The sequence below is a fragment of the Saccharopolyspora rhizosphaerae genome (assembly GCF_003931915.1).
Taxonomy (GTDB): Bacteria; Actinomycetota; Actinomycetes; order Mycobacteriales; family Pseudonocardiaceae; genus Saccharopolyspora; species Saccharopolyspora rhizosphaerae.
In genome coordinates this window covers 90,941-105,869 of record NZ_RSAA01000016.1, presented here as the reverse complement: position 1 = coordinate 105,869, position 14,929 = coordinate 90,941, and the positions used below count along the sequence as shown (strand labels likewise).

At 70.3% G+C, this 14,929-nt stretch carries 17 protein-coding genes and 1 tRNA gene; 10 read left to right on the top strand and 8 right to left on the bottom strand.

What is annotated here, in order from left to right; all coding sequences use genetic code 11:
* The first annotated feature begins 80 nt into the window (after positions 1 to 80).
* Complete coding sequence (locus tag EIL87_RS17910; protein ID WP_158628659.1) at positions 81 to 761, top strand: TetR/AcrR family transcriptional regulator; 681 nt, start codon at positions 81 to 83, stop codon at positions 759 to 761.
* A 1-nt stretch (position 762) separates the two neighbouring features.
* On the opposite strand, the gene EIL87_RS17905 is transcribed toward EIL87_RS17910, so the two are convergent.
* The 4 genes from EIL87_RS17905 to EIL87_RS17890 all read right to left on the bottom strand — a co-directional run bounded on the left by EIL87_RS17905 (position 763) and on the right by EIL87_RS17890 (position 3,029).
* Entirely contained in the window at positions 763 to 1,410 is a 648-nt protein-coding gene (locus tag EIL87_RS17905) for a dihydrofolate reductase family protein (protein ID WP_125091697.1), read from the bottom strand.
* A 192-nt stretch (positions 1,411 to 1,602) separates the two neighbouring features.
* Positions 1,603 to 1,791, bottom strand: coding sequence for a hypothetical protein (locus EIL87_RS17900; RefSeq protein ID WP_233576344.1), 189 nt, complete (start codon positions 1,789 to 1,791; stop codon positions 1,603 to 1,605).
* Positions 1,792 to 1,871: 80 nt separating this feature from the next.
* Positions 1,872 to 2,090, bottom strand: a complete 219-nt coding sequence (locus tag EIL87_RS17895) for a helix-turn-helix domain-containing protein (RefSeq protein ID WP_125091695.1) — start codon at positions 2,088 to 2,090, stop codon at positions 1,872 to 1,874.
* Positions 2,091 to 2,141: 51 nt separating this feature from the next.
* The gene (locus EIL87_RS17890) at positions 2,142 to 3,029 is read right to left on the bottom strand and encodes an LLM class F420-dependent oxidoreductase (RefSeq protein ID WP_125091694.1); all 888 of its coding nucleotides are present in this window, start codon (positions 3,027 to 3,029) and stop codon (positions 2,142 to 2,144) included.
* Between the two features lie 84 nt (positions 3,030 to 3,113).
* On the opposite strand from EIL87_RS17890, the gene EIL87_RS17885 reads away from it, so the two are divergent.
* Positions 3,114 to 3,575 (top strand): GNAT family N-acetyltransferase, encoded by a 462-nt coding sequence (locus tag EIL87_RS17885; protein WP_125091693.1) that lies wholly within the window; start codon positions 3,114 to 3,116, stop codon positions 3,573 to 3,575.
* A gap of 48 nt (positions 3,576 to 3,623) precedes the next feature.
* Positions 3,624 to 4,397 (top strand): sporulation protein, encoded by a 774-nt coding sequence (locus EIL87_RS17880; RefSeq protein WP_125091692.1) that lies wholly within the window; start codon positions 3,624 to 3,626, stop codon positions 4,395 to 4,397.
* A 77-nt stretch (positions 4,398 to 4,474) separates the two neighbouring features.
* Here the strand turns inward: EIL87_RS17880 and EIL87_RS17875 are convergent, their stop codons facing one another.
* Positions 4,475 to 5,749 (bottom strand): MFS transporter, encoded by a 1,275-nt coding sequence (locus EIL87_RS17875; RefSeq protein ID WP_233576343.1) that lies wholly within the window; start codon positions 5,747 to 5,749, stop codon positions 4,475 to 4,477.
* Between the two features lie 380 nt (positions 5,750 to 6,129).
* On the opposite strand from EIL87_RS17875, the gene EIL87_RS27510 reads away from it, so the two are divergent.
* Positions 6,130 to 6,339, top strand: coding sequence for an SgcJ/EcaC family oxidoreductase (locus tag EIL87_RS27510; RefSeq protein WP_233576342.1), 210 nt, complete (start codon positions 6,130 to 6,132; stop codon positions 6,337 to 6,339).
* A gap of 305 nt (positions 6,340 to 6,644) precedes the next feature.
* On the opposite strand, the gene EIL87_RS17865 is transcribed toward EIL87_RS27510, so the two are convergent.
* Both EIL87_RS17865 and EIL87_RS17860 read right to left on the bottom strand, forming a co-directional pair.
* Positions 6,645 to 6,729: transfer RNA gene (locus EIL87_RS17865), tRNA-Ser, on the bottom strand.
* A gap of 50 nt (positions 6,730 to 6,779) precedes the next feature.
* The gene (locus EIL87_RS17860; protein ID WP_407690551.1) at positions 6,780 to 7,250 is read right to left on the bottom strand and encodes a MarR family winged helix-turn-helix transcriptional regulator; all 471 of its coding nucleotides are present in this window, start codon (positions 7,248 to 7,250) and stop codon (positions 6,780 to 6,782) included.
* Between the two features lie 120 nt (positions 7,251 to 7,370).
* Here EIL87_RS17860 and EIL87_RS17855 point away from each other — a divergent pair, with 120 nt between their 5' ends.
* The 4 genes from EIL87_RS17855 to EIL87_RS17840 all read left to right on the top strand — a co-directional run bounded on the left by EIL87_RS17855 (position 7,371) and on the right by EIL87_RS17840 (position 10,629).
* Positions 7,371 to 8,342, top strand: a complete 972-nt coding sequence (locus EIL87_RS17855; protein WP_125091691.1) for an ABC transporter ATP-binding protein — start codon at positions 7,371 to 7,373, stop codon at positions 8,340 to 8,342.
* On the top strand, positions 8,339 to 9,109 hold the full coding sequence (locus tag EIL87_RS17850; protein ID WP_125091690.1) for an ABC transporter permease: 771 nt from the start codon (positions 8,339 to 8,341) through the stop codon (positions 9,107 to 9,109). Before EIL87_RS17855 ends, EIL87_RS17850 begins: the two co-directional genes overlap by 4 nt.
* 258 nt (positions 9,110 to 9,367) lie before the next feature.
* Positions 9,368 to 10,174: a L,D-transpeptidase family protein gene (locus EIL87_RS17845; protein WP_199740480.1), complete on the top strand. Its 807-nt coding sequence runs from the start codon at positions 9,368 to 9,370 to the stop codon at positions 10,172 to 10,174.
* Positions 10,175 to 10,224: 50 nt separating this feature from the next.
* Complete coding sequence (locus EIL87_RS17840) at positions 10,225 to 10,629, top strand: hypothetical protein (protein WP_125091689.1); 405 nt, start codon at positions 10,225 to 10,227, stop codon at positions 10,627 to 10,629.
* A 213-nt stretch (positions 10,630 to 10,842) separates the two neighbouring features.
* Here EIL87_RS17840 and hisC read toward each other — a convergent pair whose 3' ends face one another.
* The gene (gene hisC, locus EIL87_RS17835; protein WP_125091688.1) at positions 10,843 to 11,892 is read right to left on the bottom strand and encodes a histidinol-phosphate transaminase; all 1,050 of its coding nucleotides are present in this window, start codon (positions 11,890 to 11,892) and stop codon (positions 10,843 to 10,845) included.
* A 231-nt stretch (positions 11,893 to 12,123) separates the two neighbouring features.
* Between hisC and EIL87_RS17830 the strand changes: the two genes are divergently transcribed.
* Together EIL87_RS17830 and EIL87_RS17825 are read left to right on the top strand one after the other, a co-directional pair.
* Positions 12,124 to 12,810 carry a dienelactone hydrolase family protein gene (locus tag EIL87_RS17830; RefSeq protein ID WP_125091687.1) on the top strand — a complete coding sequence of 229 codons (687 nt, stop codon included), beginning with the start codon at positions 12,124 to 12,126 and terminating at the stop codon, positions 12,808 to 12,810.
* A gap of 64 nt (positions 12,811 to 12,874) precedes the next feature.
* Positions 12,875 to 14,851 (top strand): acetoacetate--CoA ligase, encoded by a 1,977-nt coding sequence (locus EIL87_RS17825; RefSeq protein WP_125091686.1) that lies wholly within the window; start codon positions 12,875 to 12,877, stop codon positions 14,849 to 14,851.
* Positions 14,852 to 14,929 lie beyond the last annotated feature (78 nt).

Genomic DNA, 14,929 nt, shown 5'->3' with positions numbered 1-14,929 from the left:
CGGGCACGGTAGCGGCCCGGTAACCTCGTGATGAAGATCTTCTCCAGGGAAACGCCGACCACGAGCGAGGTGTGGGGCAGGTGGGCGCCACGGCTCCCCGCGCACCGCGGAAGTTGCCGCCCGGGCGGCACGGGATCCCGGCGGACCAGGTCGCCGAGGACCAGCGCGGGCGCATCCTCGCCGCGGTCGTGACCGCCGTCGGCGAACGCGGTTACGGCGGCGCCACCGTCGAGGACTTCACCAGCCGTGCCGCGGTGTCCCGCAAGACCTTCTACCAGCACTTCGCCAACAAGCAGGCCGCGTTCCTGGCCGCTTACGACGAGACCGCCGACCGCGTCGTCAGCGCCCTCCGCAACGCCTACTCGGCCCACGCCGACTACGTCGCCAGCGCCCGCGACGCGCTGGAGTGCACGCTGCGCGAACTCGCCGCCGACCCCGACGCCGCCGTGCTGGGCGTCGTCGAGGTCTTCGCCGCCGGGCCGGAAGCGCTGCGCCGCCGGGGCGAGATCATCCGCACGCTCACCGAGCTGATCACCGAGCACACGCGGGACCTGCCGCAGGCGGCACCCGGAGCGAGCTTCACCGCCGAGACCATCGTCGGGGCGGTGCTCGAAGTCCTCCACAACCGCGTCCAGCGGGGCGAGGCCCGACAGCTGCCCGACCTCCTGCCGGACTTGCTCTACTGCGTCATCGCCCCGTTCCTCGGCCACGAGCGGGCGACCGAGGAGCGGGCGAAGGTGCTGCGCGACCCGGCGGGATGACTCAGCGACGCCAGAAGAAGTGGTGCTCGACGCCGCTCGGCGCCGTGATGCGCTCCAGGTGGTAGCGGTCGGTGAGGTCCTCGGGGCTGTTCCAGAGGCGGAGACCGTCACCGAGCTCGATCGGGACGACCGCGACGTGCATCTCGTCGACGAGGTCGGCCTCGATGAACTCCCGCAGTGTGGTGACGCCACCGCCGATGCGCACGTCCCGGCCCTCGGCCGCGGCCTTGGCCTTCTCGACGGCGTCCTGCGGGCTGAGGTCGACGAAGTGGAACGTGGTGTCGGAGAGGGTGAAGGACGGCCGTTCGTGGTGGGTGAGGACGAAGACCGGGGTGTGGAAGGGCGGCTGGTCACCCCACCAGCCCTGCCACTCGTGGTCCTGCCACGGGCCCCGCTGCGGGCCGAACTTGTTGCGCCCCATGATCTCGGCGCCGATGTTGTGGCTGAAGTCGCGCGTGATGCGGTCCTCGACGCCCCGGGTGCCGCCCGCGTCGACCCGGTTCGGCCAGCTGGCCGTCGCCCCGGCCCAGGAGAACAGCTGCCCGGGGTCGACCGCGTGCCCGAAGGGCTGCTCGAAGCTCTGGGCACGACCCGCTCCGATGCCTTCGCGCGAGACGCTGATGCAGTGAACTCGAACCCGCTGCTCCATGGTGTGCTCACCTCGCCACTGGCCGTCCGGTGACCACCAAGCTACTGAGCTGCCAGGTCCAGGTCTTCTCCGATCTTGCGCAGTCGGCGGGCGCGCTGCGGCCGGGCAGGGGCGCGCACACGTCCCACGACACGTCCCCAGCCGCGACTGGAGAACAGGTCGCGCGACATGTGCGCGCCACCCGGCTCGAGGTCAGGCTCCGATGGCCTCGGAGTTCGCGCGTTCGCCCGCCAGCAGGGCCACCCGGTAGTGCGCCAGCGACTTGTTGAGGCGGTCGCGGGCCAGCTTCGCCTGTTCGTCGTCCACCCCGATGCCGAGGTGCGCGCACACAGCGGCGCCGGTGGGCTTCGGCCGTGCTGTCACGTCCTGTGTCTCATCCACGAACCCCATGCTCGCAGCCCTCGGCCGAGACCGTTCCCCGAGCCCCCGTCGAGCGCTTCGGGCCCCGGTGGACTGCGCGTTCACGACGACACCACGACACCCATCGCTTGGAGGAACCGCAGCGCCAGCGGCTTGGCCGGGACGACCTGCTGGGCCTCGAAGCGCGCCACGTCGGACTCGGACACCTGGGCCGACGCGGCGAGCTCGGCGTGGTTCCAGCCCAGCTCCTGGCGAGTGAGGAGCACCAGCCGGACCAGGTCCTCGGTGTCGTGGGGGTGTTCTTGCTCGGTTCCACTCACGCGGCGACCTTAACCATGCAAGGTCACCGCCCCGTCACCCTGATGTCAGGCTCACAGATCGAGTGCCGGTGCGATCTCGCGCAGCGCGGGCAGCGGGTCGTCGGAAAGCCCGTCACCGAGGACCTGGACGACCACGTGGTCCGCACCCGCGTCGAGGTGGCGGCGCACGTGCGCGGCGATCGCCTCCGCGTCGCCGATCGCCACCAGGTACTCGGCCAGCTTGTCGGACCCGCCGACGACCAGGTCGGACTCGTCGAAGCCTTGGCGCAACCAGGAGTTCCGGTAGTTCGGCAGTTGCGAGTACATGTGCAGGTGCTGGTGCGCTCGCCGCAGCCCGAGCTCCCGGTCGGTGGTCAGCGCGACGGCCTGCTCGCTGACGATCCACTTGTCGGGTCCGAGCAGCTCACGCGTGGTCGCGGTCTGCTCCGGGGTGATCAGGTACGGGTGCGCGCCGTCCGCGGCGGTGCCGGAGAGCTCGATCATCTTGGGGCCGAGGGCCGCCAGCAGGCGGGTCGGGCGCGGTGCCCCGGGTTCGACCTTCTCGGACAGCTCGTCCATCCGCCGCAGGTAGTCGCGCATGGTCGTCAGCGGCTTGGCGTAGGTGCCGGCGTTGCCCTCGACGAGGGGAGCGTGGCTGACGCCGAGTCCGAGCACGAACCGGCCGGGGTGCAGCGCGCTGAGCGTGCGGCCACCGGCCTCGGCGGCCTTGGCGTCGCGGGCGTGGATGTTGGCGATGCCGGTGCCGACCACGAGCCGCTCGGTCGCTCCCAGCAGCGCCGCGGCCTGCGTCAACGACTCCTTGCCGAACGCCTCGCCGTAGAACAGCGAGCCGTAGCCGAGCTCCTCCAGCTCGGCTGCTCGAGCGCGGACGTCCTGGATGCGCCACGCGTCGCTGGTCCACCACACACCGGTGCGGGACTGGAAATCGATCTGTGCCATGGTCCGACGCTATACCTGTGACCACGCCGGAACACTCCGTGATGACACGCGCGTGGACGGCCGTGCGAGGCACGATCCGGCGGCATGGGAGATCACGCGCAGCTCCGGCGAGCCGAGCCGTCCGACTACGACCGCATCATCGACGTCGTCGACGACTGGTGGGGCCGTCCGGTCCGCTCCGTCCTGCCGCGGTTGTTCCTCGACCACTTCCACCGGACCAGCTTCGTCGCCGAGGACCGCGGTGAGCTGACCGGATTCCTGATCGGGTTCCTCTCCGGCTCCGACGACGAGTCCGCCTACGTCCACTTCGCCGGGGTCGCTCCGCGAGCGCGAGGGGGAGGGCTCGCCCGGCGGCTCTACGAGCACTTCTTCGACCTCGTCGGCGGTGCGGGGCGGGTGCGGGTGCGGGCGATCACCACTCCGCACAACCACGGGTCGATCGCCTTCCACCGAGCCCTGGGGTTCGCGGTGCGCGGCCCGATCCCCGACCACAACGGCCCGGGTGCTGATCGAGTCCTGTTCAGCCGCGAGGTGCGTGCCACATGATCACCGGAACCGGCACCGCGCGCGGTGCGCAGGCGTCACACTGGAGGCATGTTCAAGAAGCTCCTGGCCGCGGTGGGTGTTGGCGGCGCTGAGGTCGAGACCGAACTGCGCACCCCGGGCGTGCAGCCGGGCGGTTCGGTCGAGGGGGTCGTCCGGCTGCGCGGGGGCGAGGTCGCGCAGCAGTTGGACGGGGTGTCCGTCGAGTTCGTGACCCGCGTGGAGCACGAGGTCAACGACGACGAGGTCAAGTCCAAGCGCGCCTTCGGCCGGCAGCGGGTGGGCGAGGCCGTCGCGCTGCAGCCGGGCCAGGTGGTGGAGCTGCCGTTCCAGGTGGTCGCTCCGCTGGAAACCCCGATCACCTTCTACGGCGGTCGCCACCTGCCGGGCGGCGAGGTCGCGGTCCGCACGCGGCTGGAGATCAGCGGGGCGGTCGACGCCACCGACACCGACCCGATCGGCATCGGAGCTCTCCCGGCCCAGCACGTCTTGCTGCACGCGGTGGAGCACCTCGGCTTCCGCCTGCACCGGGTCGACTGCGAAGCGGGCCACCTGCGCGGAACCCGCCAGACGCTGCCCTTCTACCAGGAGGTCGAGTTCCACGGTTCGCCCCACTACCCGCGCCTGAAGCAGCTGGAGGTCACCTTCATCGCCGGCCCTGACGGTCTCGACGTGGTCCTCGAAGGCGACAAGAAGGCCGGTCTGATCACCAGCGGCCGGGACCTCAGCCACCGCCTCAGCGTCGACCACCAGACGGTCTCGCAGGTCGACTGGGCCGCGGAACTCCACAACCACCTCTCCCGCATGAGCAGCGGCTGGTTCTGAAGCGGGGTCGCATCCTTCGTTCCACAGTGGACGGCGCGGGGCTCCGCGGCGTTTCTCGGGAGGTTGCGAAGGTGCTTTCACCTGGACCTTCCCTCCGCCGGCGGGACAGCAGGCACTGCTGAGGAGTCGTCCACCGGGAGGTCGCGGGTGTGGCGGAGGGGAGAGGTGAGCAGCCACGCCGAGGAGAGCAGGACGCCGAGGGCGGCGATCCACAGGGTGGTGCGCATGCCCAGGTGAGTGCCGATCACACCGCCCAGCAGCGCGCCGAACGGCGCGGTGGCCCGGAGCATGAAGCGCATGGTGGCGTTCATCCGGCCCATCAGGTGGTCCGGGCACAGCGCTTGGCGGAAGCTGGCCTCGACGATGTTCACCGTGATGAGGCAGAACCCGCTGATCACGCCGCCGATCGCGAACCACGCGAGGCGTGGGCCAGGCCCGGTCAGGGGGACCAGCAGCATCCCGGCACCGAGGCCGACGATCGCCACCAGCATCAGCCGGGCCTGACCAACGCGGCGTGCGATCGCACCGGTGCTCAGTGCCGCGGCGACCGCCCCCAGCGGACCGATGCTGCTGAGCACCCCCACTTCTCCAGGCGACAAGCCGACCTCGAGCGCCAGGAACGCGATGACGATCGCGATGCTCGCGGCCTGGAAGAACACGACGCTGGCCCCGCTGCAGGCGATGGCCCGCAGAACGGGGTGCCCGAAGACGAACTGCAGTCCTTCGCGGATCTCGGTGGTCAACCGGCGGTCGGTGGGACGTTCGCGGGGCGGCTCGTCGCTCCGGATCGCGCGCAACCAGCCGGCCGACCACAGGAAGCTCACCGCGTCGACGACGATCGCCAGCGGAGCGCTCAGCCACTGGACCAGCAACCCGCCCGCAGCAGGGCCGGACACTTCAGCGACCGACGTGTTCGCCTGCAGCTTCGAGTTCCCCTCGACCAGGTGGGACCGGTCCACGAGCCGAGGCAGGTAGGACTGGTGCGCGACGTCGAAGAAGACGGTCAACACCCCGACCACGGCGACGACCGCGTAGAGCTGCCACAGCGCAAGCCGGCCCGACCAGGCCGCGACGGGCAGCGAGATCAAGGCGAGTGCTCGGCCCAGGTCGGCCACCACCAGCACAGGGCGGTTGCGCCACCCGTCGCACCACGCACCCACCGGCAGCCCCAGCACCAGGAAGGCCGCCGTCTCCAGCACCGCGAGCAGCGAGACCTGGAACGGGGAAGCGCCCAGCTCGGTGATGGCCAGCAGCGGAAGCGCCACGAAGCTGATCCGCGAACCGATCTGGCTGAGCCCGTCAGCCACCCAGAACCGCCGGAAATCAGCACCCATGCCCCTCGAACCGACCACCGGTCCCGTCCCTCCTCCTGCGCAACGAGCCCGGTGAGGCTAAGTGCCGGGCCGCTGCGCGGGGCAAGACTGTGAGGAAGTCGCCACCACGGCGCCGCCGCGTCGACGTCATCGATGGACCGTCACCGCGACCGAGACTTGCGCTCGACCTGACTCGAAGTTCGAGACTGCGGCACGTGGACGAACTGGGGAGCCGCGCACGGCGGAGATCGAGGCGATCGAGCGCGTGGTCGCCGCCATCGAGCACACGCAGCAGAACGCACGGCCCGACGAGTTCGTCGCCTCTACCGCGACGACGCCATCTGGACGACGGCCCACGGCAAGCGCCTCGTCGGCCGCCACGAGATCTCGGCTGCACACACCAGGTTCTCCCCGGCGCGATGGCGGGTCTGGAGGTGACCTACGACGCCGAGCAGGTGCTGTTCCTCCGCCCCGACGTAGCGGCCGTCAAGGTGCGGCAGCGCTACCTCACCCCCGACGGCGACCCCGCCGGCACCGAGAGCGAAGGCAGCCCGCTCTACGTCATGGCCGAGGAAGACGGCCACTGGCGCCTGGCCGCCGGTGAGAACACGCTGGTCCGCCCGTCCTGACGCTTCGGAACAGCCAGCTGATCAAGGCCTTCCCGTCGGGTTCAGCTCACCGCCCCGAGGAAGGTGCCCGCCTCGAAGCGCGTGAGATCAAGCAGTACGTCGAGGAGCTGCGGGGGCGTGTTGACCACTTCCCGCGGAGACGGCGGTGCGTCGCGGTCTCCGGCCACACACAGACGGGAGCGGGCAGTGTCCCGGACATCCGGGCAGTGCTGGTCGCTGTCCTCGACAGTGCGGAAGAACGGCTGCAGAAGCAACGAGGCCCGGTGGGGGATGTCCCCGCCGGGCCGTGTTCGGGCTGTTCAGAGCGGAAGCGGCGGGATTCGAACCCGCGGTGCCTCTCGGCACGCTCGCTTTCAAGGCGAGTGCATTCGGCCGCTCTGCCACGCTTCCACGCCGCAGCGTAGCCAACTCCGGATGCTGGGCCTACAGGCGGTCCGGGGTCAATCGAGGCTGCGGAGGTGGTCGGTGAGACGGCTGAAGACCGCGGCGAGGGTCTTCTGCTCGTCGGGGTCGAGGAGGTCGATCATGTGCTCGCGGACGCCCCTGACGTGGGCCGGGGCGGCTTCGCGGAGCTTGGCCATGCCGTCGTCGGTGAGGACCGCGAGGACGCCTCGGCCGTCTTCCGGGCATTCCTGCCTGCGGACCAGGCCCGCTTTCTCCAGCCTGCGGATCTGGTGCGACATGCGGCTCTTGGAGTGGGCGATGCCGTTGGCGAGCTCGCTCATCCGCAGCTGCCCGTCGGGAGCTTCCGACAGCGAGACCAGGATCTCGTAGTCGGCGATCGACAGGCCGTGCGTGACCTGCAGTTCTCTGCCGAGGCGGTGTTCCAGCAACGCGCTGCCCACGATGTAGGCGCGCCACGCGGTCATCTCCGTCTCGCCCAGCCACGGGGTGTCGGTCGCCTCGGTCACCCGGTCAGGTTACCCAGGCCGGGGTCGATCGCGGGCTGTGGCGGGAACCTCGGTGCGAAATTGGATTGCCTGGGCTCCGGTTGCCGCGACTAACATCGAACATCGAGCCAGGGGGTCGATGTGTCGGTCGCGGTCGAGGTGTCAGAGCTGGTCAAGCGCTACCCGAAGAGCCAGTCCCACGCGGTCGACGGGCTGTCCTTCCAGGTGCGCGCAGGCGAGGTCTTCGGGCTGCTCGGCCCGAACGGGGCCGGCAAGACGACCACCGTCGGGATCCTCACCACCCGGGTCCAGCCGACCAGCGGACGGGCCGTGGTCGCCGGGGTCGACGTGGCCGCCGACCCCGTCGCCGCGCGCCGCAAGGTCGCCGTCGTGCCGCAGCGGGTGAACCTGGACCGCTCGTTGAACTCGCGGCAGAACCTGATCTGGCACGCCACCTACCACGGCGTTCCGCGCGCCGAACGGCACCGGCTGGCCGACGAGCTGCTCGACCGGATGGGTCTGGCGGACAAGGCCAAGGCCCGCGTCGACGACCTCTCCGGCGGTCAAGCGCAACGGTTGATGATCGCCCGCGCGCTGATCCACAAGCCCGAAGTGCTGTTCCTCGACGAACCCTCCACCGGCCTGGACCCGCAGGCGCGGCTGTTCGTCCACGACCGCATCAACGACCTGCGCGACGAGGGCGTCACCGTGGTGCTGACCACGCACGACATGGACGAGGCCGAGAAGCTCTCGGACCGCGTCGGCGTCGTCGACCACGGCCGGCTGCTCACGCTCGACACCCCGGAAGCGCTGATCCGCTCGCTGCCGGGCAGCGGGACGCTCGACGCCACGGTGCTGGCGGACGGCTACGAACCCGACAAGATCACCGATCTGCTCGGCGAGGTCGCCGGTGTCGAGCAGGTTGAGCGCATCAGTCCGGACGACGCCGCTGAGCTGCGGCTGCGGCTCTACGTCGGGTCGGAACCCGCCGCGCTGCTCGGGCCGATCGCGCACACCCTGCACGAGCGGCGGATTCCGGTCAGCGACCTGTCGCTCGGCTCGGCGACGCTGGAAGACGTCTTCATCGACCTGACCGGCCGGGAGTTGCGATGAGTTCGGTCCGCGCGTTCCTCGCCGTCCTCGGGCGGGACGTCTTCGTCACCGGCCGCGAGCTGCCCAGCTTCCTGGCGCAGGTGCTGGTGCAGCCGGTGGCGCTGCTGTTCATCTTCGGCAAGGTGCTCGGCGAGCTCGGCTACACCCAGCCCGACTACGCGCAGGTGCTGCTGCCCGGCATGATCGCGCTCAACGCGTTCCTGGTGTCGTTGCAGAACACCTCGTTCCCCCTGGTCCTGGACTTCTCGTACTCGCGGGAGATCGAAGACCGGCTGCTGGCGCCGCTCCCGATCAGCTGGGTGGCGGTGGAGAAGATGCTCTTCGGCGCACTGCGCGGGCTGTTCGCCGCGGTGCTGATGGTGCCGCTGGGCGTGTGGATGCTCGGCCGGATCGACTGGGACCTGAGCGGTCTGCCGTTCGCGCTGCTGTGCATGGTGCTGGGGTCGGCCTCGGGTGCCGCGGTCGGCCTGACGGTGGGTGCCGCGGTGCCGCCGCGGCGGATCAACATCATGTTCGCGGTGATCCTGGCGCCGCTGATGTTCACCGGTGCGACCCAGTTCCCGTGGGCGCAGCTGGAGCACCTGCGCTGGTTCCAGGTGCTGTGCGCGATCAACCCGCTGACCTACGTCAGCGAGGGCATGCGCGGGGCGCTGCTGCCGGGGATTCCGCACATGGCGCCGTGGGTGTGCGTGCTGGCGCTGCTGTTCGCCTCGGCGTTGTTCGGGGCCTTGGGGATCCACTTCTTCCTGCGTCGCGCGCTCGACTGAGGAATGTCGCTCAGCCGAGGGAAAAGAACAACACGATCAGGTGATCTGATCTCGGTAACGACCCTCGCCCGACCCCGAAGTCAAGCCGTTTCTGCTGGTCAGGGTCGGTTTTTGGGTTGATCGACCGGCGCGGGTCGGTTCGGTGGCGCTTGAACACCCGGATAGCTTCCGGCTGGCATTTGATCTCTCGGATCAGCTGCCTCCTCCAGGCGCCCAGTGCCTCGGAGGACCTCAGAGCCAACGGGCCAGGAGCCGATCATGAGCCTACGTCGCACAGCCGGTGGCCCCGCACGCGTGCGGGCTTGCACGGCGGCCGCGCTGGGCTTGGCGTGCCTCGTGCTGCCCGGGTGCGCGGCGACCCCCGCCGCGCCACCCGAGCGGCCGCCGTACGCCATGGCGAAGGCCGACCTGGGAATGCAGGCCGATGCCACCACGTTCACCGAGTTCCCCAGCGCCCCTGCGGATCCCGCTCCCCACGGGAGTGCCGACGGGGTGGTGCTGCGGGTGCTCTCGGACGTGGCGGTGCACCAGTCGCCAGGCGGGCCGGTGTTCGCGAAGCTGCCCGCCAAGCAGCTCGACAACCCCACGTGGGTGCCGGTCATCGCCGAGCGCGGTCAGTGGGCGCAGGTCCTGCTGCCCTCGCGGCCCAACGGGAGCACCGGCTGGGTGCTGCTGGACGAGCAGACCCAGCGCGCTCGCACGCCCTACGAGGTCGACGTCGAGATCGACGCGCGGCGGCTCACGGTGCGCCGCGACGGCGGTGTGATCGGCGAGTGGGTGGTCGGAGTCGGGGCGTCGGATTCGCCGACGCCGCGCGGGCGGACCTACATCATGGCGGCGATCGAGGAGACGGTGACCAAGTTCAGCCCGATCATCCTGCCGCTGGGAACCCACTCCAACACCTTCAGCACGTACGGAGGCGGGCCGGGCACGGTCGCGCTGCACGGCTGGCCGGACCCTTCGGTCTTCGGCCAGGCCAGCAGCGACGGGTGCGTCCGTGTCCCCGACGACGCGCTGCGCCTGCTGGCAACGCTGCCACTGGGCACGCTCGTCCACCTGCGGTGACCCAGCTGCCGGTGGAGTCCCCCGAGAAACCAAGGAAGAGGAAGCGATCTATGCGCAAGACGGCTTACATGGCGGGCGCGCTGGCCGTGGGCACCGCGAGCATGGTGATCGGCGGCACGCAGGCGTTCGCCGACAGCAGCGACAACGACGGCATCAACATCGGCAACGACAACAACGCGAGCGTGCTGCCGATCCAGCTGTGCGGCAACAACATCGCGATCCTCGGTGCGGTCGTGCCGGTCGCCTCGCCGCAGAACGTGGTGTGCGCGGCGAACGCCCCGATCGTGGAGGGGCCGGGCGAGGAGCCGCCGGCGTCCGAGGAGGAGCCGCCTGCGGAGGAGCAGCCGCCCACCGAGGAGAAGCCGGCTGAGGAGCCGCCTGCCTCCCAGGAGGAGAAGCTGCCCGAGGCCCCGACTCCCGTCGCGGTGCAGGGTCACCACGCGGTGACGGGCTGACCGACACCTGGTCGGGTGGGCCGGCCACCTGAACGGGTGGACCCCATGATGCTTCTGTAGCGAAGGGACCGGCCCCCCACTACATTCCGGTGCTGCGTAGATGGCTACGCGTGCAGATGTGGTCGTTTCGGCTCAAGCGACCACGATCGCAGCGGTGGTGGCTGGCGAAGTACTCCCCCTCTCTTCGCCGGTCACCACCGTTGCTCGTGCTCGTCAGCCGAAGGACTTGGCCGCGGCCAGGAACGCGTCGTTCTCGTCCGGCTGACCGATCGTCACGCGGGCGCCCTCACCGGCGAAAGCCCGCACCACGACCCGGTTCTCCAAGCAGTGCTCGTTGAACGCCGCGGTGCGCTCACCCAGCGGCAACCACACGAAGTTGGCCTGCGTCTCGGGGACCTCGTACCCCATCGCGATCAGCTCGCGGTGCACCCGCGTCCGCTCGGCCACCACGTCCGAGCAGCGGCGGCGGAGCTCGTCCTGGGCCTGCAACGAGGCGATCGCGGCGGTTTGGGCGAGGGCGTTGACGCTGAACGGGATGCTCACCTTGCGCAGCGCCTCGACGACCCGCACCGGGCCGATCGCGTAGCCCGCGCGAAGACCGGCCAAGCCGTAGGCCTTCGAGAAGGTCCGCATCGACACGACGTTGTCGCGCACGCGGGTGATTTCCACGCCGTCCGGGGCCTCCGGGTCGTCGACGAACTCGAAGTAGGCCTCGTCGAGCACCACCAGCACGTCACCCGGAACGCGGTCCAGGAAGGCGTTCAGCTCCGCCCGGCGCACGAGGGTCCCGGTGGGGTTGTTCGGCGTGCACACGAACACCAGCCGGGTCGCCGGGGTGATCGCCGCCAGCATCGCTGCCAGGTCCAACGCGTGCTCGCCGGTCAGCGGCACCTTCACCTGCTGGGCACCGACGACCTGCGTGATGATCGGGTAGGCCTCGAACGACCGCCACGGGAAGACGACCTCGTCCTCGGCGGTGCAGGTCGCCTGCACCAGCTGCTCGCACAGCGCGACCGAGCCGCAGCCAACCGCGACCTGCTCGGGCGCGACGTCGTAGTGCGTGGCGAGCGCTTCGGTCAGCGCGGTCACGCCCATGTCGGGGTAGCGGTGCACCTCGGTCGCGGCCTCGTTGATCGCCGCCACCGCGCTGGGCAGCGGGCCCTCGGAGACCTCGTTGCTGGCCAGCTTGATCGACCCGGGCACGGTTCGACCCGCCACGTAGGGCGGCAACTGCTCCAGGTCGGCACGGGTGCGCACGCTCATCGGCATCTCCTACCTCGATCCGTCACCCAGGACGTTAACCCGACCTCACCTGCGTCCACACCACCGCTGTCCGCTTCCCGCCTCGGCACGGCACCTCGCCCTCCGGCACGGCCCGTCCGGTGGCCTTCGCCACGCCGCGTTGCCGTCGGTGCGGCTCTGGGCGCCCAACCGTTGGTCCGTATGGATGACGGTGTTGCCCGCTGTTCACTTGGCTGTGATTACCTGCCCGACATGATCCCAACCCGTACCGAGACGATCGCGCTCACCGACGGCACGGGGCTGCGGCTGACGGTCGCCGAGCCCGACAACGTGGTCCGCGGGGGCCTCGTCTTCCTGCACGAGGCGCGCGGAATCACGGAGCGGGTGCGCACGCTCTGCAGCCTGCTGGCCGAGGAGGGGTGGCTGACCGTCGCCCCGCACCTCTACCACCGCGAGGGCACCGACGAGCTCGGCGACGACCAGTGCGAGCACGAGCAGGTGCGCAAGCTCTCCGGCGACTCGATCCTCGCCGACACCGACGCCGCCTTCCTCTGGCTCACCGACCAGGGTGTTCCGACGGACTGCCAGGGCGTCCTGGGCTTCGACATCGGCGGCTCGGCCGCTCTCGTGGTCGCCTCCAGCCGCTCGCTCGGTGCGGCGCTCAGCGTCGGCGGCACCGGCATCCTCGAACCGCTCTCGGCCGCGCTCCCGCCGCTGGTGGACGTCGCGGGCGAGCTGGCGTGCCCGTGGCTGGGCATCTACGGCGACGACGTGGCGGCCGGCGAGGTCGACAAGCTCCGCGAGGTCACCGACAAGGCCGAGGTCGCCACCGACGTCATCCGCTACCCGGGTGCCGGCCACCGCTTCGACCTCGACTCCGAAGCCGCCGCCGAGGCCTGGCGCCGCGCGCGGAACTGGTTCGACCTGCACCTTCGCTGAGGACCCGGCCCTGGGTGACGTTCGCCCTGGCAGGAAAGGCCTCCGGTGGGTTAGGAAGTAGCTCATGACGACCGCACCGGAGCTGTTGTGGGAACCGAGTCCGGACCGAGCAGCCGCCAGCCGGATGGCCGCTTTCCGCAGGTGGCTGCGTGATGAGCGCGGGCTTGACCTGCCGGACTACCGCGCCCTGTGGGAGTGGTCGGTGGCCGACCTGCCGGGCTTCTGGTCGGCGATCGCCGAGTTCTTCGACGTCACCTTCCACGGCCGCCCCGAGCAGGTGCTCCCGGAGGAGGTCATGCCGGGTGCCCGCTGGTTCCCCGGTGCGACGCTGAACTACGCCGAGCACGCGCTCCGCGAGGGCGAGGGCAAGACCGACGAGGACCTGGCGGTGGTCTTCGTGCGCGAGGACGGCCGCAGCGAGGAGATCACCTACGGCGAGCTGCGCAACCGCGTCGCGGCCGCCCGCTTCGCCCTCGCCGAACTGGGCGTCGGTGCGGGTGACCGGGTCGCCGCCCTGGCTCCGAACTGCCCGGAGGCGCTGGTGGCGTTCCTGGCCGCCGCGAGCCTGGGCGCCACGTGGTCGTCGTGCTCCCCGGACTTCGGCGCACGCGCGGTCGCCGACCGGTTCGTGCAGATCGAACCGAAGGTCCTCATCGCGGTCGACGGCTACTGCTACGGCGGGCGCCGGTTCGACGTCCGCGAGACCGTCGACCAGCTGCGCGCGGAGATGCCGGGACTGGCCGCCACGGTCCTGATCGACTACCTCGGCGAGGAGCACGGCTTGCCGGGCGCGCTGGAGTGGTCGGAGCTGCTTGCCCACCACCGCGGCGCACCGCTGGAGTTCACCCCGGTGCCGTTCGACCACCCGCTGTGGATCTTGTACTCGTCCGGCACGACGGGTCTGCCGAAGGGGATCGTGCACGGGCACGGCGGCATGGTCCTGGAGCACCTGAAGGCCATCGGCCTGCACTGCGACCTGGGCCCCGGTGACCGGTTCTTCTGGTTCACCACCACCGGCTGGATGATGTGGAACTTCCTGATCGGTGGCTTGCTGACCGGCACCACCCTGGTGCTGTTCGACGGCAGCCCGGGCTACCCGTCGCTGTCGACGTTGTGGGAGCTGGCCGCCCGGTACCGGGTGAACTTCTTCGGCACGTCCGCCCCGTTCATCCAGAGCTGCCTCAAGCGGGAACTGCGTCCGAAGGACGACTTCGACCTCTCGGCGTTGCGCGCTGTGGGCTCCACTGGAGCGCCGCTGACCACCGACGGCTTCCGGTGGGTGGCCGACGCGGTCGGCGAGGACGTGCAGATCGCCAGCGTGTCCGGTGGCACGGACCTGTGCACGGCGTTCGTGGGCGCGAGCCCGGACGTGCCGGTGTGGCTGGGGGAGATCTCCTGCCCGATGCTGGGCGCGGCAGCGGCCTCCTACGACGAGTACGGCAAGGAGCTGCACGAGGAGGTCGGCGAGCTGGTGCTGACCAAACCGATGCCCACGATGCCGGTGTTCTTCTGGAACGACCCCGACGGAACGCGGCTGCGGGAGGCCTACTTCGACACCTACCCGGGGATCTGGCGGCACGGTGACTGGGTCCGGATGACCGACCGCGGCTCGCTGGTGATCTACGGCCGGAGTGATTCCACTCTCAACCGCGGCGGGATCCGGATGGGCACCGCCGAGTTCTACCGCGTCGTGGAGGGCTTCGAGCAGATCGTCGACTCGCTGGTGATCGACACCTCCGGGGTGGGCGAGACCGACGGCGAACTCCTGTGCTTCCTGGTCCTGGCCGAGGGCGTGGAGCTGGACGACGTGGTCGGCGACCTGAAGGCGGCGCTGCGGACCGAGCTCTCGCCGCGGCACGTGCCGAACCGCTTCATCGTCGTCGACGAGGTGCCGCGCACCCTGAACGGCAAGAAGCTGGAGGTTCCGGTGAAGAAGATCCTCGCCGGCACCCCGCCCGAGCGGGCCGTCAGCCGCGACGCGCTGCAGAACCCGTCGTCCCTCGATCCGTTCGTGCAGCTCAGCCACACCGCGGAGGAGTGAGCGGACGTTGAGGGGACCCCCCTGTTGGAGGCCGCTGAAGGGGTGTGTAAAGTTTTCTCCGGTGGCCGCGAAGGACGC